This is a genomic window from Pseudomonas sp. RC10, from assembly GCF_038397775.1.
GTDB lineage: Bacteria > Pseudomonadota > Gammaproteobacteria > Pseudomonadales > Pseudomonadaceae > Aquipseudomonas > Aquipseudomonas bambusae.
The window spans coordinates 6,693,619-6,711,602 of record NZ_CP151650.1; the positions used below are offsets into that span (position 1 = coordinate 6,693,619).

General features: G+C 61.1%; 14 protein-coding genes. 2 read left to right on the plus strand and 12 right to left on the minus strand.

The window, feature by feature from the left end:
- Positions 1–113 precede the first annotated feature (113 nt).
- The 9 genes from proX to AAEO81_RS30115 all read right to left on the minus strand — a co-directional run bounded on the left by proX (position 114) and on the right by AAEO81_RS30115 (position 9,173).
- Positions 114–1,145 (minus strand): glycine betaine/L-proline ABC transporter substrate-binding protein ProX, encoded by a 1,032-nt coding sequence (gene proX / locus AAEO81_RS30075; RefSeq protein WP_341960868.1) that lies wholly within the window; start codon positions 1,143–1,145, stop codon positions 114–116.
- A 171-nt stretch (positions 1,146–1,316) separates the two neighbouring features.
- Positions 1,317–2,216 carry a proline/glycine betaine ABC transporter permease gene (locus AAEO81_RS30080; protein WP_341960869.1) on the minus strand — a complete coding sequence of 300 codons (900 nt, stop codon included), beginning with the start codon at positions 2,214–2,216 and terminating at the stop codon, positions 1,317–1,319.
- A complete protein-coding gene (locus tag AAEO81_RS30085; protein WP_341960871.1) occupies positions 2,209–3,414 on the minus strand; it encodes a glycine betaine/L-proline ABC transporter ATP-binding protein in 1,206 nt (401 codons plus the stop codon). The genes AAEO81_RS30080 and AAEO81_RS30085 overlap by 8 nt, the downstream gene beginning before the upstream one ends.
- A 184-nt stretch (positions 3,415–3,598) precedes the next feature.
- A complete protein-coding gene (locus tag AAEO81_RS30090; RefSeq protein ID WP_166594074.1) occupies positions 3,599–3,913 on the minus strand; it encodes an NIPSNAP family protein in 315 nt (104 codons plus the stop codon).
- Positions 3,910–4,740 (minus strand): alpha/beta hydrolase, encoded by an 831-nt coding sequence (locus tag AAEO81_RS30095; protein WP_341960873.1) that lies wholly within the window; start codon positions 4,738–4,740, stop codon positions 3,910–3,912. The genes AAEO81_RS30090 and AAEO81_RS30095 overlap by 4 nt, the downstream gene beginning before the upstream one ends.
- A complete protein-coding gene (locus tag AAEO81_RS30100; protein ID WP_166594073.1) occupies positions 4,737–5,807 on the minus strand; it encodes an LLM class flavin-dependent oxidoreductase in 1,071 nt (356 codons plus the stop codon). The genes AAEO81_RS30095 and AAEO81_RS30100 overlap by 4 nt, the downstream gene beginning before the upstream one ends.
- A gap of 33 nt (positions 5,808–5,840) precedes the next feature.
- Positions 5,841–7,352, minus strand: a complete 1,512-nt coding sequence (locus tag AAEO81_RS30105; RefSeq protein ID WP_341960874.1) for an aldehyde dehydrogenase — start codon at positions 7,350–7,352, stop codon at positions 5,841–5,843.
- Positions 7,353–7,366: 14 nt separating this feature from the next.
- On the minus strand, positions 7,367–8,359 hold the full coding sequence (locus AAEO81_RS30110; protein WP_341960876.1) for a flavin reductase family protein: 993 nt from the start codon (positions 8,357–8,359) through the stop codon (positions 7,367–7,369).
- 223 nt (positions 8,360–8,582) lie between these two features.
- A complete protein-coding gene (locus tag AAEO81_RS30115) occupies positions 8,583–9,173 on the minus strand; it encodes an amino acid synthesis family protein (protein WP_166594070.1) in 591 nt (196 codons plus the stop codon).
- A 207-nt stretch (positions 9,174–9,380) separates the two neighbouring features.
- Between AAEO81_RS30115 and AAEO81_RS30120 the strand changes: the two genes are divergently transcribed.
- Positions 9,381–11,165 carry a helix-turn-helix domain-containing protein gene (locus tag AAEO81_RS30120; protein WP_341960879.1) on the plus strand — a complete coding sequence of 595 codons (1,785 nt, stop codon included), beginning with the start codon at positions 9,381–9,383 and terminating at the stop codon, positions 11,163–11,165.
- Positions 11,166–11,173: 8 nt separating this feature from the next.
- Here the strand turns inward: AAEO81_RS30120 and AAEO81_RS30125 are convergent, their stop codons facing one another.
- Together AAEO81_RS30125 and AAEO81_RS30130 are read right to left on the minus strand one after the other, a co-directional pair.
- Positions 11,174–13,150 (minus strand): methyl-accepting chemotaxis protein, encoded by a 1,977-nt coding sequence (locus AAEO81_RS30125; protein WP_341960880.1) that lies wholly within the window; start codon positions 13,148–13,150, stop codon positions 11,174–11,176.
- A gap of 328 nt (positions 13,151–13,478) precedes the next feature.
- The gene (locus AAEO81_RS30130) at positions 13,479–14,399 is read right to left on the minus strand and encodes a LysR substrate-binding domain-containing protein (protein WP_166594067.1); all 921 of its coding nucleotides are present in this window, start codon (positions 14,397–14,399) and stop codon (positions 13,479–13,481) included.
- A 166-nt stretch (positions 14,400–14,565) separates the two neighbouring features.
- Between AAEO81_RS30130 and AAEO81_RS30135 the strand changes: the two genes are divergently transcribed.
- Positions 14,566–15,948 (plus strand): NorM family multidrug efflux MATE transporter, encoded by a 1,383-nt coding sequence (locus AAEO81_RS30135; protein ID WP_341964654.1) that lies wholly within the window; start codon positions 14,566–14,568, stop codon positions 15,946–15,948.
- 166 nt (positions 15,949–16,114) lie between these two features.
- Here the strand turns inward: AAEO81_RS30135 and AAEO81_RS30140 are convergent, their stop codons facing one another.
- Entirely contained in the window at positions 16,115–17,782 is a 1,668-nt protein-coding gene (locus AAEO81_RS30140; protein WP_341960881.1) for a bifunctional diguanylate cyclase/phosphodiesterase, read from the minus strand.
- Between the last annotated feature and the right edge of the window lie 202 nt (positions 17,783–17,984).

Genomic DNA, 17,984 nt, shown 5'->3' on the forward strand with positions numbered 1-17,984 from the left:
ACCGCGAACGGCGGATGCCGTATCGCGGTTCGGGACCACAGGACCTGCTGAACTGAACGGGTCACGCAGCACACTGTGCTGTCGGACCCGGCCGCTTCGTCAGCAGGGGCGAATCAACCGGCGTTCTTCGCAGCGGCGACCCAGCCATCGAAAGTGGTCTTGTTTTCGTTCATCCAGTCCTCGGCCATTTTGCGAATCTTGCGGTCGCTGCCACCGCCGGTGCTGATGGCTTTTTCCCAGGCGGACCACGTCTCGCGGGAGAACGAAATTTGCTCAGCCAGCGCTTTCACAGCGGGGTTGGCGTTGATGAAGGTGTTGTTGGCGACGGCGTTCCAGTTCCAGACTGCCATGGCCATCCGGCAGGGGTCAGCATTTCCCGCGCAGCCGGGGACGCCCGGAATCGAGGCAGAACCGGCATTCGGCACGTTCGGCGGCAGTGCATCGAATGGGGTCGGCAGCCAGACGACGTCTTTGCCAGGCACCAGGGCATTGGTCATCCACGAGGGAATCCACGCGTAGAAGAACACCGGCTCGCCGCGTTTTTCGCGGGCGACGACTTCGAACATCAGCGCTTCATATTTGCCACGCACGGAGGTGATGGTGTCTTTGAGGCCGAATTTGTCGAGCTGGTACTCAACCACGTCACCGCAGCTCCAGCCCGGATCGCAGTTGATCAGCTCAGCCTTGCCGTTCTTGCCGAAGAGCCCCGCGATTTTCGGGTCCTTCAACTGTTCCAGCGAAGTGATGTTGTATTTGTCGGCGGTCTTCTTGTCGATCAGATAGCCGTTGTAGCCGCCGCCCTGAATCGAGCCTTTGCCCACCATTTGCGCCTTGTCCTTGACCTTGTCGAAGCCAGGCTGACGCTGGGGGAAGTTCAGATCCATGGCGATGTCCAGATCGCCTTGGGCGGCAGCCTGGAAGAACAGCGTCGAGTTGACGGTGCTTACTTTGACGTCGTAGCCCAGCTGTTTCAGGGCTTCGGCGGTGATGGTGGTCAACACGTAGTTGCCGCCCATGCTGTCGGATTGCGCCAGACGGACCGTCTTGCCTTTGCCAGGCTCGTCGGCCGCCACGGCAAGGACCGAGGCGCTGACAAGGACTGCGGCGGTCATCGTTGCAAGCAAGCGCTTTAGCATCTGTTTCATGGTTTCCCCTTGGCGTGTCCGTTTCTTCAGTGATGGCAGTTGCTTCTTGCAGCCTAAGCACGGCGATGAAGATCAGGCACTCATTGTTGTTTTAGTGGTTTCACGAATCGGTGCAGTGATCGGTACAACGTTGGGTGAACGGATTTTCGGTGAGTGCGGACCTCGAATGAATCAGGCGTTGACCCGGTTCGGGCTGACCAGCCGTTTGAACAGTGATTGGCGTTTGCCGCGTTTGACCGGCAGCGCGAGTTTCTGCGTGATGCGGTCGAGCATCATGGCCAGCAGCACGATGGCGATACCGCCCACCGCGGCGCGTCCCACGTCCAGTCGACCCAGGCCCTGTAACACCACGAGACCCAAGCCTTCTGCGCCGATCATCGCGACCACGACCGACATCACCATGGCCGTGAGAACCGTCTGATTGAGGCCGCCGAGCATGGTCGGAATAGCCATCGGCAACTGGATTTCCCAGAGCAACTGACGCTTGTCCGCACCGAACGCGAGGCCTGCCTCGACGATTTCCTGATCAACCATGCGAATGCCCAGGTACGTAAAGCGAATCAGCGGTGGCGCAGCCGCGATGACCACCGCCACTTCACCGGACACCGTGCCGACGCCGAACAGCATCACCACCGGCACCAGGTACACGAAGGTCGGTGTGGTCTGCATGATGTCGAGAATCGGCCGGACGACGCTCCAGACCTTCTCGCTGCGAGCGCAGAGAATGCCCATCGGGATGCCGATGATCATGCACATGACAATCGCCGTGGTGATCAGCGACAGCGTGGTCATGGCTTCGTCCCAGACGCCCAGCGCGGCAATGGCGATCAGCGACGCCGCACTGAAAAAGGCAATGCCCAGGCTCGCGGCGCGGTACGCCACCAAAAACATCAGCACCACCATCACCGGGAATGGAACGGCGTGCAGCAGGTAGTCGTTGAACGCCAGCAGGTTTTCGATCGGCCAGCGAATCGCCAGGAAGATGGGCCGGAAGTGGATTCCGAGCCACTGCACGCCATCCGACACCCATTCATCGACGGGAAAAACGGCCAGGTCTTGTGCCTCAAGCATGGTGTGCACCTTCTTGTGTGAGGTTTCGTGGAGAGGAAACGGTGCCGATGCATTCCAGGATGTTTTCCGGCTCCAGCGTGCCGATAAAAGCCCCGCTTTCATCGACGACCGCGACCGGTTGATCGGCCTTCATCATCCGCGAGATCTCCACCAGCTTGGTGTTGGCCGAGACCGTGACGAAATTAGTCGACACCAGATTGCTCGCCGGGCTGCCTGCGCGGACCTTGAGCAGCGATTGCGCGTCCAGCACGCCGAGGACTTTGTTGCCCGGCGTCAGCACGAAGGCGTCCTTGCGGAACGCTTGCTGATTACCGACCACACGGCCCAGCGCGTCATCCAGGAAGGTCGAGGCCGGTTGCATCACCGAGCGCGCATCGAATAGCCGCGAGCGATCGACTTCACGGGTGAAACCGCAGACGTACTCGCTGCCCGGCTCCATGACGATGGATTGCGGCGTGCCCTCGCGCACCACCTGCCCGTCGGCCATGATCGCGATGCGTGTGCCGAGCTTGAGCGCTTCCTGAAAATCATGGGTGATGAACAGAATGGTCTTCTTCAGGCTGCGTTGCAGGCGCAGCAATTCGTCCTGCATTTCGCAGCGGATCAGCGGGTCGAGTGCGCTGAAAGCTTCGTCCATGATCAACACGTCGGCGTCCGTGGTCAGCGCCCGCGCCAGCCCGACCCGCTGGCGCATGCCGCCGGACAGTTCGTGCGGGTAGTGATAGGCCCACTTCGACAGCCCGACCACTGACAACACTTCCTCGGCCCGCTGACGGCGCTGGGCGGGCGCAATGCCACGCAGCTTCAAGCCGAACTCGGTGTTCTCGATGATGGATTTGTTAGGCAACAGCGCGAAATGCTGGAAGACCATGGAGATGCGCGTACGGCGCACTTCTCGCAGGTCCTTTTCATTCAGGCCGACGATGTCTTGGCCGTCCAGCAAGATCTTGCCCGCTGTCGGCTCGTTCAAGCGGTTGATGCAACGGGCGAGCGTGGATTTCCCCGAGCCGGACAGCCCCATGATCATGTAGATCGCGCCACTGGGCACCGACAGCGAGACGTTGTTCAGGCCGACGACCGTGCTGGTCTCCGCCAGAATCCGGTCCTTGCTCGCCCCTTGCGCCAAGAGCTGCATGGCTCTTTGCGGGGTGGAGGAAAAGACCTTGTACAGGTTCTCAATCTTCAGACGTTCACTCACCCGTGCCTCCATTTTTTCCAAGATGCGGAAATTCAAACCGTAATCTGTTGGCGATGGCAGTTGCTGGCATTCGCGCCGGAGCCGTTAATCGGGCTTTCCAGGCGCTGCCTTATCGATCGGTGAGCAAGCACGCATCAGCAAACAGGCTCAGTGGCGCGGCCTCGTGACCACGCTCGTTTTTTGTTCATTGCAGCGGTGAAAAGTCAGTGGGTAACAAGATACGATTTTCCGAGCTCTCGATCAGCGCCGTGAGTCTGGGAATGAATACCTGCCATCGCGGATCCTGCGCCAGCAACTGTCGGCGCCTGACCCGCTCCTCGAAACTGTCGTAGGCCCACATGTGCACTACATGGCTGAGTGGGCCGATTTCGCTGACGAAGTAGCCGATCAGGCGGCCCAGAATCGGCTGCTGAATCGCCAGGCCTTCTTCGCGGACCAACGCCAGGTAGTTGCTCATCTGCCCCGAGCGGATTCGGTAAATGCGCTCTTCAAGAATCATGATTGCGCCTCGGGTTCAGTCGCGGTTTCCAGCAGAAAGCCTTGCATCATTGAGGCCACCAACTCTGGGGCCTCGGTCAGGATCGAATGCCGAAGCCCCGGCAGAATCCGCAACTGCGAACCGGCTATGCGCTCGTGCATGAACGCGGCCATGCGTGGATTGGAACCGGCGTCGTCAGCGCCTGTGGCAATCAACGTCGGGCACTGAATCTGATGAAGCGCGTCGCCAAAATCACTCTCTGCCAGAATTCGATACGCCGCCGCGTAACATTCGGGGTCGTTTTGGGCGTTGCGCTCGCGCAGTTGCGCGACCAGCTGCGGGTTTTTCATCTGAAAATCCTCGGTCAGCCAGCGCGACAGGGAGGCGTCGTAATGCGAGCCCGGTTCGCCAGCTTGCAACGCCGCCAGGCGCGCCATGACCCGTTCACGTTCCTGCGCGTTGCGCCCCGCGACCGTGGACAGCAGCACCAGCCGACGCACGCGCTCGGGGTGGGTCAGGGCCAGCCGCTGGGCGATGAGGCCACCCAGTGAAAACCCCGCCAGATGAAAGCGCGAGAACCCGATGGCGTCAGCCAGGGACAGCGCCTCATCGACCATCTCATCGATGTCGTAGCGACCCTTGAGCCGGGTGGAATTCCCGTGGCCGCGCAAGTCGAAGGTCAGAATCGTGAAACGCTGATTGAGCCGCTCGACCACGCCTTCCCACGCCAGCAGGCTGGAGCCGACGCCGTGGATGCACACCAGTTGCTCGGCGCCCTCGCCGTCCACGCGGTAGTTCAGGCTGACGCGCCCTACGGTCAGCTGCCGATCCCGAGCCACGGCGTTCATTGATTCACGGCCCGCTGGCGAGTGCGTTCACGCTCGGCGAAGAACGGCATGACTTCATCGATGAACAACCGCAGCGTCTGCTTTTGCAGTTCGAACGGCAGGTTGAAGCTCAGGCCTAGGCAATACTGATCCACCCCGGCGGCCTCGTAATCCAGTAACTTCTCGATCACTTCCTCAGGGGTGCCGAACATCAGGTTGCGGCGGATGTTTTCCGGGTTGTAGTTCTCTTTGCCTTTCACGCTTTCGAATGGCACCGCTTCAGGGAAACCGTCGTGAACCGAGCCGATGTTCTGCATCAGATTCTCGAAGGTGCGACCGAAGTCCATGCTGTGACGCACCGGAATTTCCCAGTCGTCCTGACGGGCATACACGCAGGTGCGGCGTTGCATCATGAAGCGGGGACGCGGCACTTCCGGGTGATCGGCCACGGCTTTTTCGAACTTGTCGCTCAGCACCTTGATCTCGGCAGCGGGCAGAGAAAGCGGCGTGGAGAGAATGTTCGCACCGATGCTCAAGGCCCAGTCGAAGGTGCCGGGATCACGGGCCGCGACCCAGATCGGCGGGGCTTTCTGCAACGGTTTGGGCACAGCGGCGGTCAGCGGGAAATTCCAGTAATGGCCCTCGTGTGCGTAATCGCCCTGCCAGAGCTTTTGCACGGCAGGCACCAGCTCCTTCATGTACGCCACGCCTTCCTGCTGGACGACGCCGGGGTTCATGCGGTCGAACTCATACTGATACGAGCCACGGGCGATGCCGAATTCGAGCCGCCCGTTGGTGAGGTGGTCGCACAGCGCCGCTTCCGCGGCGAGACGAATCGGATTCCAGTAGGCGGCCGCAATCGTCGCGGTGCCCAGCCGAATGCGTTGAGTGTGTTGGCCTAGCCACACGAGTGTCTGAAACGGGTTGGGCGCGATGGTGCATTCGAGCGTGTGGTGCTCGGACGTCCACAGCGTTTCAAAACCGCCTTCATCGGCCATGCGCGCCAGTTCCAGCACGTTGGCGATAACGGTGTGCATGGGCACGTTCGGCGACGCGCGTTCCATGCTGATCGAGACAGCGAATTTCATGCGTATTCCCCCTGGGCAGACGCGTGGAATGAATCAGCGCAGACGGATCACGAACGGATCCTGCATCGCGCCTGAGTAATCGATGACGATGTTTTTGGCGCGGGAGAATTCGCGCATGACGTCAAACCCGCCACGCCGCCCGTAGCCGCTGTCCTTGAACCCGCCGTTGGCCGACATGTAGGCCGCCGAGCGGTAGGTGTTGATCCAGACGGTCCCGGCATCGATGCGACTGGCGAAGCGCATGGCGCGATCAATGTTCTGAGTCCAGACCCCCGAGGCCAGGCCGTAAGCGCTGTCATTGGCCAAGGTGATCATTTCTTCTTCGGAGTTGAACGGCACCACGCCCACCACAGGCCCGAACAGCTCGTCGCGCATGAACGTCATGTCGTTGGTGGCGTTGGCCATGACCGTTGGTTCGAAGTACCAGCCTTGGGACAGATTCGAGGTGTCGGGGCGCTTGCCACCGATGGCCACCCGTGCCCCCTGACTGGAACCGGACGCGATGTAGTGCTGGAGCTTTTGCAATTGGGCTTGCAGGGCCAGCGGGCCGATGTCGGTGTTGTCTTCCATCGGATGGCCAACGGTGATGCGTTGCGTACGGGCGACCAGCGCTTCGACGAACTGGTCGTAAATACTAGCTTCGACGAAGCAGCGCGACCCGGCCACGCAGGTCTGGCCAGCGGCGGCGAACACACCCGAGACGACGCCGTTCACGGCTTTCTCGATGTCCACGTCGGCGAACACCACGTGCGGGGATTTGCCGCCCAGTTCCATCTGGCACGGCGCGAGGTTGTTCGCCGCGTTGCCTGCGATGCGTCGACCAGTGTCGGTGCTGCCGGTGAACACGTATTTGTCGATGTCCTTGTGCCGGGTCAGTGCTTCGCCGGTGATCGCACCGCCGCCACTGACCACGTTGACCACACCTGCCGGGAAACCGGCTTCCATGATCAGCTCCGCCAACGCTAGCGTTGATGCCGTGGCATGTTCGGAAGGCTTGATGACGACCGTGTTGCCGATGGCCAGGCTGGGCGCCAGGGTGCCGGTCAGCAGCATGAGCGGGGAGTTCCACGGGGTGATCATGCCGATCACGCCCAACGGTTCACGAATGTTGAAATTGAGCTGGTCGAGCTTGTTGACGGGAATAGTGTCGCCTTGCAGCTTGTCCGCCATGCCGGCGAAATAGGTGTAGGCGTCAGGAAGGGCGCGCATCTGGGCACGCATTTCGCGCATCAGCTTGCCGTTGTCTCGGGTTTCGAGCAGGGCCAGTTCCTCGGCGTTTTCCAGCACCAACTCGGCCAGACGACGCACCAGCTTGCCGCGATCCGTCTGGGTCATGCGCCGCCAGGCCGGATTGACGAACGCTCGACGGGCCGCCTGAACGGCGCGATCCACATCATCCGCATCCGCTTCGGCAAACTGGTACCACGCCTGCCCGGTGGTGGGGTCGAAGCTATCGACATAGCGTCCCTTGCTGGGCGCCACGTACTGCCCGTCAATGAACAGGTCCAGGCGATTGCCTTCCAGTGAATTAACCGTCGTTTTCATAAGTCTTCCTGCTGTCACAGTTGTTGTTCGCGGGAGAAGTCGGCCCAGGTCCGGGCGGCGCCGTCGATCATTGCCACCCGGCCGCCGTCGCTCGAACCCATGTAAATGCTGAAACGCTGATCTTTGCGCTCGCGCACATAGCGGCGCATCACGGAGCGCATTTCGTTGCTGGGCATGAGGTCGTAGGGGAGCTGATCGACCGGAAAGAACCGCAGGGACTCGGGCAACGCTTGCGAGGAGCTTGCGGTGTCGAGTTGGGCGCGGAAGATCAGGTAACCGGGGTCGATGTCATCGACGTCGAACACCGAATAGAGAAACGTGGATTCGGGCACCAGCATGAGCGAGCCTTGATCCACGGGCAGCTCGGTTTTGCCGCGGCTTCGGCCCGACACCGGCAGGCTCCACCCGCCCTTGCCATCGGCGCGGAGCAGAATCGAATCGTCGGCTTCGATCAGGTAGCCGCTGATCATGCCGTGGGACTCCAGCCATTTCGACGGCAGCGGCTCCTTGAGGCTGGCGTAGCTGCCACGGCAGAAACACAGAGGTGATTTCGGGCTGGTGCCAAATGCACGCACCTGGCCGATCAGGACAATGTGATCACCGGCGTCGACGCGCTGATCCACCGAGCAATCGAACCAGGTCAGACTGTCCATCAGGATCGGCGCGCCGGTGTGCACGACGTCATGATTGACGGTTTTGAATTTGTCCGGCGATTTCGAGGCAAAGGTGGCCGAAACATCCGTTTGACCTTCGTGCAGCAGATTGACCGCAAAGCAGTCGCCGCTCGCGAAGGCGGTGTAGCTCAGGGCCGATTTGCCGACACAGACCAGCAACAGCGGCGGATCGAGTGAGACCGAGGTGAACGAGTTGGCCGTCATTCCGCGTGGCTGGCCGTCGGCATCGTGCGTGGTGATGACCGTCACCCCGGTGGCGAAAGTGCCGAACGCTTGGCGAAGTGCACCCGGATCGATTGCTGCATCGTTGGCGCTGATCATCGTGCTCGACATTGACTCTGTCCTTTTTGTTGCTCGGGTTTGATGCAAGGCTAGTCCTGCCATTGCTCGCGTTCTTCCATCGAAAAAGAGCAAAGTCGGGATTTTTTTTGCTGCCCTTCCGAGTATTCAGAGCACACCTGTTGCAGCGAATCTTCGACGCAAAAAAAAGCAGCCCGATTCGTGACCGGGCTGCTTTGAAGAGGCGATAAGTCGGTGGGCGCAGGGCCCACGGGTGTCAGCGCTGTTGCTTCTCGGCTTCCATTTCAGCCATGTCCTGAAACCGGTCCGCGATGCGGGGGTGCGGACGCGAACCATCGGCGGCGCCAATGGCGATCAGCACTTCATCCGGGCCGGGGGCATCGGCAATCTGGAAGTTGGCGGTGAGAAAGTGGGAACGCTTGCCGGTGGTGCTTTTGTGCACCATCGGCAGGGCAATCAGCGCGCCCGGCCCGTTGCGCACGTTGGTGAAGCTCAGGTAGGCCGTGCCATCCACCGCTTCGCGGAACATGTTGCCAAACCGCAGGGTGTGGATCAGGCCGGACGCGTGTTCGATCTCGCCATTGACGCCGACACACGCGGCCTTGCCGTAGGCTTCCACCTTGTCCGGCGGCATCAGCGCCACCAGACGTCGCGTCAGCTCCTGCCCAAGCGTTGGGGCCAGGCGCAGGATCTCAGGGCGCAAGTCTTCGACGAATCCGCGGCCTGCCCACGGGTTTTTCAAAACCGCCGCGACGACGACCATGGTGATGGGGCGATCGGCCTCCTTGCCGCCTTCGATGAACGTTTCCTCAATGAACGTGGAATATTTTCTTACGCCTGTATCCATGATGATCGTCACTCTCTCGTTAAATGAATCGTGCGCTGCGTGGACAGCGCGGTGGAGGGCATGGACATCAGGTTAGGGAGCGTAATGGGGTGCGTCTTCCAGCGTTTCGACGGATAAAAAGCGAGAACATTACTCTGGAATGATGCAAGTATTGGCGTCATCGGCCACGCTAGTTTTAAACCCCACCGGCCAGGCAAGGTGACGGACGTGAATAGAACGATGCAGTTGCTGTCATTGCGTGATGTCGCCAGCCAGATCAACTCCGGTGGCGATCTGGACTTGACCTTGCGCCAATTGGTGCGGGTCAGCTGCCAGCACACCGACTGGACGCTGGGGTCGATCATGTCCATCGACATGAGCCAAGGCTACGCGTACGTCGTCGCCCGTCACGACCCGACGCTGTTGCAGCGCCCGCTCAGCGACCGCTGGGAATTGGCGTCGAGCCCCGCCGTGATCGCCCTGCAACGCAACGAGCCGATCTACATCCGCGACGTCCGCGAAAGCGAGTACTCGGGCTATCGCATGGAATCCTACGAGCGCGATTACCGCACGGTGCTGGTCATGCCGATGAGCTGCCGGGATTTCGAAGGGCGCCCCATGGTGTTGAGCGTGGTGTCGCGCCACATCAAAGAAGTCGGCGATGAAGACCTGGCCTTCCTCGGAATGATCATTCACCTGGGCGCCATTGCCGTTGAGCGCGAGCACCAGTTGGAAGCGCAACGCCTGGCCGCCGAACGCTTGCAGCAAGCGTTACGCGTGCACACTACGCTGCTCGAACACGTGTTGGCGGAAGGCTCGGTGTCATCGCTATCGCTCATGGTCGGCAGCCTGTTGCCCAGCCCGTTGGTGGCGGTGGATTTCGCGGCGAACCAGGTCATCGCGGGACGCTCGCCGGACACACTGATGTTCGACGACGCCAGCTGGCAGAACGCCGTGGCAGGGGTGCTCAGTTCGCAGATTTCGAAAACCTGTCGCGACACCTTGAACAGCTCAGTGCGCACGCCAGTCAATCTGTTCCTCGACGACGGCACGCGGCATTTCACCTTCAAGGCGCAGATCGAGCCATTGACGGTCGATCACGAACTGGTGGGCGCACTGGTGCTGTTTGCCGTTGCGCCGTCGCTGAGCGAGCTGGACCAACTGATGCTGGAAAGCGCCAAGTTCGCCCTGAGCGTGCAGATGATGCGCAGCGTCATTCGCTTCCGCTTCGAAACCCGCACCCAGACCGAGCTGTTTTTCGAGGTCATCGAGCGCCGCTGGCGGGACGCCAACGACGTGCTGCAACGGGCGCAGCGGCTGGACATTCATCTCAACGCGCCGCAACAGATGATCGTCGTGGACTTTTCCGACGGGGCGAAAAAGCACGCCACCGCGCCCAGCCACTTCCATCACAACGCATCGCGCATCCTGCAACGCGCCGGGATGGACGCGACGGTGATCGCCATCGATAAGGGGCTGGTGTGTCTTGTGCCGTTCGAAGGGGAAAAAGGCGCCGAGAGAATCACCAAGGTCATGCGCCGCATCACTGACGACCTGATGCATTACCTGTCCGTCGAACCCATCGTGCTGGCCAGCAGCTGCTGCACGACACTGAACGATTATCCCGTGGCGTGGGAGCGTTGCCGCCGGATGATCGACATTGCCCGCTCGTTCGGACGAACCGGGCCCCTCTCAGGCCAGGATTTCGGGCCGATGCCGATGCTGATCGCAGCGGTCGGCGGCGAAGACATTCGCGCTTATGTCGCCGACAGCGTGGGGGCCATGATCGCTCACGACAAACAGCACGGCACGCCGTACCTCGAAACCCTCTCGACCTACCTGCAAGTCTGTTGCCGCAGCCAGGCCTGCGCGGATGCGATGGGGGTGCATGTCACCACGCTGCGTTATCGGCTGACGCGCATTCAGGAACTGTTCGACATCGATGTTGAAACGCCGGAACGACGCTTCGCCATCGAACTCGCTATCCGCCTGCAAAATGTCATGGGCAGCTAGGTTTTCCTTTACCTGAAGCGGTCCACTTCCTTGCGCAGGTCCGCCGCCAGCGCGTTCAACTCTTGCGCCGTCACCGCCAGGTTCGACACCACTTCGCGCTGTTCGCTGTTGGCCAGTGCAATGCTTTGCAAGTTGGCACTGAGTAGCGTCGCGGTGTTGCTTTGCTCTTGGGTCGCGGTGGTGATCGACGCGAATTGCTCGCCCGCCGAGCGGCTTTGCTCGTCAATATGGGCCAGTGCGGCGGCCACTTTGGCGTTACGCGACAGGCCTTCCTGCATCAGCGTGTTGCCCTGCTCCATGGTGCTGATGGCGTTGCCGGTTTCCTGCTGGATGCTGGCGATCATGCCGGAGATTTCGTCGGTGGCCTGACGGGTGCGCGAGGCGAGATTACGCACTTCATCAGCGACCACAGCGAATCCGCGCCCCTGCTCCCCTGCCCGCGCAGCCTCAATGGCGGCGTTGAGGGCAAGCAGGTTGGTCTGCTCCGCGATGGAGGTGATGACGCTGACGATGCCGCCGATTTCCTGCGAACGCTGACCGAGGGTGTCGATCACGGCGGCGGTGCTACCCAGCGAACCGGCGATCTGCTCAAGGGACGCCGACGCTTCTTCCATCGATGCGCGACCAATGCGAGTTTGCTGGGCGTTGCCCTGGGCCAGACGCTCGGTGTTGCCCATGTTGTCGGCGATGGTCAGGGCCGTGGCGCTGAACTCTTCGACGGCGCCGGCCATGCTGGTGATCTCACCGGACTGTTGCTCCATGCCTTCGTACGCGCCGCCCGACAGGCCAGACAACGCCTGCGCCCGCCCGCTGACTTCCTGAGCCGCGATACGAATATGCGACACCATGGTTTCCAGCGCCTGGCCCATCTGGTTGAAGCTGTTGGCCAACTGGCCGATTTCGTCGTGGCGCGTCACGTTCAGGCGCACGCTCAGGTCGCCGGCGCCGAGGGCTTCGGCCTGATTCACAAGGTCCGACAGCGGCTGCAATTTGCTGCGCAACAGCCAGATCGCCGAGCCGACTGCGATCAGCATCGCCAACAGGCTACCGATGGCGAGTTGGGTGCCGACGCTCCAGGTCACGGCGCTGATTTCCGCTTTAGGCATGGTGGCGAGCACGATCCATGGTCCACCGGAGAACGGTTCAGCGACCGTGTAGAAATCATCCCCTGCGTCTTGCCAGAAACGGCCTTTGTTAGGGGTTTTGACGAATTCGGCCAAGGTTTTGCTCGCCTGATCCAGATCCTTCACGCCCGCTGGCGGCACCAGCCATTTGTTCTGTTCGTCGAGCAGGGCCAACGAGCCGGTCGAGCCGATGCGGAAGCTTTTGAGGTTGTCGAACTGCGACTTCTGCGCGTCGGTGTAATCGAAGCCCACAAACAGCACGGCGATGACCTTGCCGCCCGCGTCCCGCACAGGGGTGTATTGGGTCATGTACAGCCGGTCAAACAACAGCGCGCGACCCACGTAACTCTGCCCAGCGAGCAATTTTTCGTACGCCGGGTGTTTGTGATCCAGTACGGTGCCGATGGCGCGGGAACCGTCCTGCTTGTTCAATGAGGTGCTGACCCGGATGAAGTCGTCGCCGTTGCGCACGAAGACTGTCGCGACGCCTGCCGTCATTTTCTTGAAGTCGTCGACTTCGGCGAAGTCATTGTTCAGCGGATTGCCATTGAGCAGGAGCGCAGGCGTTTGTACCCCGGCAACGGTGATTTGTTGCTCGGGCTGCAACGTCAGGCCGCCACTGAAGCGCTTCTCGAACAGCCCGCTCAAACGTTGAGTGCTGTCACGCAAAGTGCTGTGGAACGTATTGAGCTGATCGGCCAACAACCGCGCTTCGCTGCCCATATGCTCTTCGCGGATAACGAGGTTCGCCGAATCCAGCGAACGCAAGGCGAACAGGGTACTGCCGCTGATGACGACCGCCAGGATGACGGCCAAGGCGATGCCAAGCTGCGAGGCAATGCGGGCACGGGGTTGAGGCATGAAAACTCCTTGCCAAACGACCGGATCGTCCTGACCTCAGGTGTACCGTTCGGGCTGATTTCTAATAGAGGGTATCGATAGGCCGATCGATTGTTGTCGGCTCTGTAATAACACCTTCGGCTGACACCGAAAATACTTGAGTCCTACACGGGGTCTTAGGACGGAAGGCGATTCGGCATGACACATAACCTGTGGGAGCGAATTCATTCGCGATGCGGCGGCACAACCAACACTCCTCTAGCGGCTGGACTATTTTTCGCGAATGAATTCGCTCCCACAGAAGAACCGGTGGCCGACAGGGAAAGTGAGCCTCGCTGTCGAGGCATGCTCACTCCAATATCGTCACATCCGGCAATTCCATCGCCTGCACCTCGCCCTGCAGGAAATCGCTGAGTCTGCGCAACCGCTCTCCCCCCGGGCGGGTCTTGGGCCAGACGAGGTAATAGTTCTCGCCGCTGACCACCGCCGTACGCCACGGAAGACTGAGCCGGCCCTGGAGGACGTCTTCGGCCACCATCAGCAGGTCGCCCATCGACACCCCATATCCCCGCGCCGCCGCGATCATCCCCAATTCCAGGGTGTCGAACACCTGTCCCCCCTTGAGCGAGACCTGATCCGACAAACCCATGCGCTCAAGCCAACTGCGCCAATCCCGGCGATCCGGCGTGGGATGCAGCAATTCAGCGCTGGCCAGTCGCGCAACATCCCAAGGCGCGTCATCAAGCAGGCTGGGCGATCCCACCGGAATCAACAGTTCCGGAAAAAGATAGGTCGCCTCCCAGTCCGGGGGAAAATGCCCACGACTCAGCAACACCGCGCAGTCAAAGGGCTCCTGAGCGAAATCGACGTTATCGATGTCCATCCACGCGCTCGTCAGTTGCACCTCATTGCCCACCTGCAAATGACGAAACCGGCTGAGCCGCGCCAGCAACCAGCGCATGGTCAGCGTCGAGGGTGCTTTCATGCGCAAAATACCCTCTTCAGCCATCAGCGCACTGCACGCCCGCTCCAGCGCCGAGAACCCTTCACGAACCCCCGGCAACAGCTCCCGAGCCGCCTCGGTCAATTGCAGATTGCGTCCGTTGCGACGAAACAATCGGCAGGCAAAGTGCTGCTCAAGGGTGTGAATGTGCCGACTGACCGCGCTTTGTGTGATCGACAGTTCTTCGGCGGCGCGGGTAAATGAGCTGTGCCGCGCGGCAGCTTCAAATGCACGGAGCGCATACAAAGGCGGAAGACTACGAGGCATCGGGCGCATTCCTCTTGGCGTGATAGCGATCTCGGCACTGTACTGCAAAATTCTCAGGATGAGTTTTACTCATGCCAATGATCGGATTTATCCCTTTGTGCATTACACCTCGAATCACGACAATGGCCTGCTCATCAATGCCTCACCCCTCCCGAGCGCCGCGAACATGCAACAGAACGCCTTCAAAGAATTGTGGATCATCCTGCGCGTGGCCGGGCCGTTGATCGCGTCGCAGATGGCGCACATGCTGATGGTCTTCACCGACACGGTGATGATGGGCAAGCTCGGCCCGGAGTCTCTCGCGGGCGGTGGGCTGGGGGCGGCGAGCTATAACTTCGTTTCATTTTTCTGCGTGGGCGTGATGGCCGCGGTGGGCACGCTGGTATCGATTCGCAAAGGCGCCAATGATGACCTCGGCGCGACGCGGCTGACTCAAGCAGGCCTCTGGCTCGCATGGGGCATGGCGCTGGTCGCCGCGCTGATTCTCTGGAACCTGACGCCGATTCTGCTGCACTTCGGCCAGGCCGAAGCCAACGTTCACATGGCCAGCCAATTCCTGTTGACCTTGCCGCTGGCGCTGCCGGGCCTGCTGAGTTTCATGGCGTTGCGCGGGTTCACCAGCGCGTTGGGCCGCGCGACGCCGGTGATGGTGGTGAGCCTGGTCGGGGTCGCGGCCAACTTCGGCCTCAACTACGCCTTTATTCACGGCCTGTTCGGGTTGCCGCATTGGGGGTTGATGGGGATCGGGCTGGTCACCGCCATTGTCACCAACAGCATGGCGCTGGCACTCTGGCTGCACATTCGTTACCACAAGGTGTACGCCGCGTACCCTTTACACGTAGGTCTGATGAGCCTGTCGCGCGCCAGCCTCAAAGAGTTGTGGCGGCTGGGCCTGCCGATTGGCGGCACCTACGCGGTGGAAGTCGGACTGTTCACCTTCGCAGCCTTCTGCATGGGCGCGATGGGCAGCACGCAGATGGCGGCGCACCAGATCGCGCTGCAGTCGGTGTCGATGGCGTTCATGATTCCCGTCGGGATTTCCTACGCGGTGACGATGCGCATCGGCCTGCATTACGGCGGCGGCAATCTGCTGCAGGCGCGTACGGCTGGGCGCGTGGGCATCACCTTCGGAGGGCTGCTGATGCTGGCGTTCGGGGTTCTGTTCTGGGTGGCGCCGCACGTGGTGATCGGGCTGTTCGTCGACCTGAACGATCCGAAATACCAGAGCGTCGTCGAGTTGGCGGTGAAACTGTTGGCGATTGCCGCATGGTTCGAGATTCTCGACGGCACCCAGACTATCGCGATGGGCGCCATTCGGGGCTTCAAGGATGCCAAGACGACGTTTCTCATCGGTTTGGCCAGCTATTGGGTCGTCGGCGCGCCGCTGGCGTGGGGGCTGGGTTTCTTGGCCAGCCAAGGCGCTGAAGGTGTGTGGTGGGGCTTGGCGGTCGGGTTGCTGTGTTCGGCGGTCGCACTGACCTACGCCTTCGAACACAAGGTCGCCAAGCTGCTGCGTAAAGAAGCGACGGGCGTTGTGGTGATGGGCTGAGACACACCCCGGCTTCTGTAGGAGTGAGCTTGCTCGCGATGGCGACGTGTCTGTCACGTTATCAGTGCCTGACACACCGCCATCGCGAGCAAGCTCACTCCTACAGACGAAGCGTGAAACCGCCACCGTCGGCAAGCGCGCTCCTACAGATCAGAACCGGGCCACTTCACAGCCCCTGCGCCACCCGCCCTTTTTGATCGAACATCAGGTAAGCCAGCAATTCCGGCAGCGCCAGCGGGTGGCTGATGAGATACCCCTGCGCCTGATCGCAACCGAAGCTGCGCAGCAACGCCAATTGCTCCGGCGTCTCGACCCCCTCCGCCACCACTTCCAGACTCAAGTTGTGCGCCAGGTTGATCATGGCGTGCACCAGCTTGCGGTTTTCCTCACGCTGTTCCATCTCGCCCACGAAGCTCTTGTCGATCTTGAGCAACGTGATCGGCAGGCTGTTGAGGTGCACGAATGATGAAAAGCCGGTGCCGAAGTCGTCCAGCGAGAACCGCACGCCCAAGCGTCCCAGCGCATCCATGGTCTGCTTGACCAGATCGCTGCGGCGCATGACCGCAGTTTCAGTCAGTTCGAACTCCAGCCACTGCGCATCTACGCCGCGATCACTGATCAGGCGGTCCAGGGTCGGCAGCAGCTGATTGTCCTGGAACTGGCGGAACGACAGGTTGATCGCCATGTGCAGCGGCGGCAGGCCTTTTTCCCGCAGGGTCTGCATGTCCCGCAACGCGCGGGAAATCACCCAATAGCCCAGAGGCACGATCAACCCGCTCTGCTCGGCCAACGGCACGAATTCGCTTGGCGGCAACAGCCCGCGCTCGGCATGGCGCCAACGCACGAGGGCTTCAAGACCGAGGATTTTCCCGGTATTCAGGCACAGACGCGGCTGGTAATGCAGCTCCAGCTCGTCACGCCGCAACGCCCGGCGCAGCTCGCTTTCCAGATCGGCGAGGCTGCGAGCGTTGCGATTAATGCGTTCGTTAAAAACGTGGAAGGTGCAGCCCTGAATGCCTTTGGCCTGCTGCATCGCGATGTGCGCATGCCACATCAGCGGATCCGCCCCGGCGTCAGCGCGGGCATGGGCGATCCCGAGGCTGCAACCGATCAGCAGGCTCTCGCCATCCACCCAATAAGGCTCGGACAGCGCTTCGGTGATGCGCTCGGCCATCCATTCAGCGCGATCCGGCGCACGGCGGGTATCGATCAAGAGGGCGAATTCATCGCTGCCGAGCCGCGCAAGCTGATCACAGGCTTCGAGCTGGCTCTTCATCCGCGCCACGACCTGCAGAATCAAGCGGTCCCCGGCCTGATGGCCCAGCGCGTCGTTGGCTCGACGGAAATTGTCGAGGTCAAGGTGCCCCAGCGCCAGCCCTCGCCCGTCGAACTCCACCAGGCGCGCCGCGAGCAACGTCTGAAACCCCTGACGGTTGGCAATGCCGGTCAGCGGGTCTTGCTCAGCGAGGCGTTGCAGGGTGTTTTCCAGCAGCCCCCGTTCGCGCACATGACGCAGGCAGCGGCGCAGGCTTTGGGTATTCAGGGCTTCACGAATCAACCAATCACTGACGCCCACAGGGTCAGTATCAGGTTCGACATCGAGCAACAGCACCGTCGGCCAACTGCACTGACCGGCCGCAGGCTGCAAGGCGGCGGTCGTGAAGAGGATAAAAGAATGCGAGGGGTCATCAGGCTGGCCAATAGCGTCCCAGCTCGACGCGCAGTCGAGAAAAACGGCTTCCCCCAAGGGGGCCAGGCACTCGCGCAATATCGCTGGCCATTCCGGCGTGTCCGCCAGAAGCAGCAAACGCAAGGGTTCGACAGGCGTAGACAAGCTAGCTCCCCACACAAACAAAAGACATCGGCGCCCATTCAAACGAGGGGCGTCAAACGCGTAGATTCACCGCGTGCTGCGCAAATGTAACAAAACGGCGAAATATAGATAGCGTGACGCATCACAGTGTCAGACGGTCGCTGCACAATCCTTCGACCCTGTTAAAATGCCCGCCCATTTTGCAAGCGATCCCCTTTTCCTC

Bases quoted from the DNA above. Each gene is read 5' to 3' on its own strand.
- proX (WP_341960868.1), bottom strand. From the start codon at position 1,145: ATGAAACAGATGCTAAAGCGCTTGCTTGCAACGATGACCGCCGCAGTC.
- AAEO81_RS30080 (WP_341960869.1), bottom strand. From the start codon at position 2,216: ATGCTTGAGGCACAAGACCTGGCCGTTTTTCCCGTCGATGAATGGGTG.
- AAEO81_RS30090 (WP_166594074.1), bottom strand. From the start codon at position 3,913: ATGATTCTTGAAGAGCGCATTTACCGAATCCGCTCGGGGCAGATGAGC.
- AAEO81_RS30095 (WP_341960873.1), bottom strand. From the start codon at position 4,740: ATGAACGCCGTGGCTCGGGATCGGCAGCTGACCGTAGGGCGCGTCAGC.
- AAEO81_RS30100 (WP_166594073.1), bottom strand. From the start codon at position 5,807: ATGAAATTCGCTGTCTCGATCAGCATGGAACGCGCGTCGCCGAACGTG.
- AAEO81_RS30105 (WP_341960874.1), bottom strand. From the start codon at position 7,352: ATGAAAACGACGGTTAATTCACTGGAAGGCAATCGCCTGGACCTGTTC.
- AAEO81_RS30110 (WP_341960876.1), bottom strand. From the start codon at position 8,359: ATGTCGAGCACGATGATCAGCGCCAACGATGCAGCAATCGATCCGGGT.
- AAEO81_RS30115 (WP_166594070.1), bottom strand. From the start codon at position 9,173: ATGGATACAGGCGTAAGAAAATATTCCACGTTCATTGAGGAAACGTTC.
- AAEO81_RS30125 (WP_341960880.1), bottom strand. From the start codon at position 13,150: ATGCCTCAACCCCGTGCCCGCATTGCCTCGCAGCTTGGCATCGCCTTG.
- AAEO81_RS30130 (WP_166594067.1), bottom strand. From the start codon at position 14,399: ATGCCTCGTAGTCTTCCGCCTTTGTATGCGCTCCGTGCATTTGAAGCT.
- AAEO81_RS30135 (WP_341964654.1), top strand. From the start codon at position 14,566: ATGCAACAGAACGCCTTCAAAGAATTGTGGATCATCCTGCGCGTGGCC.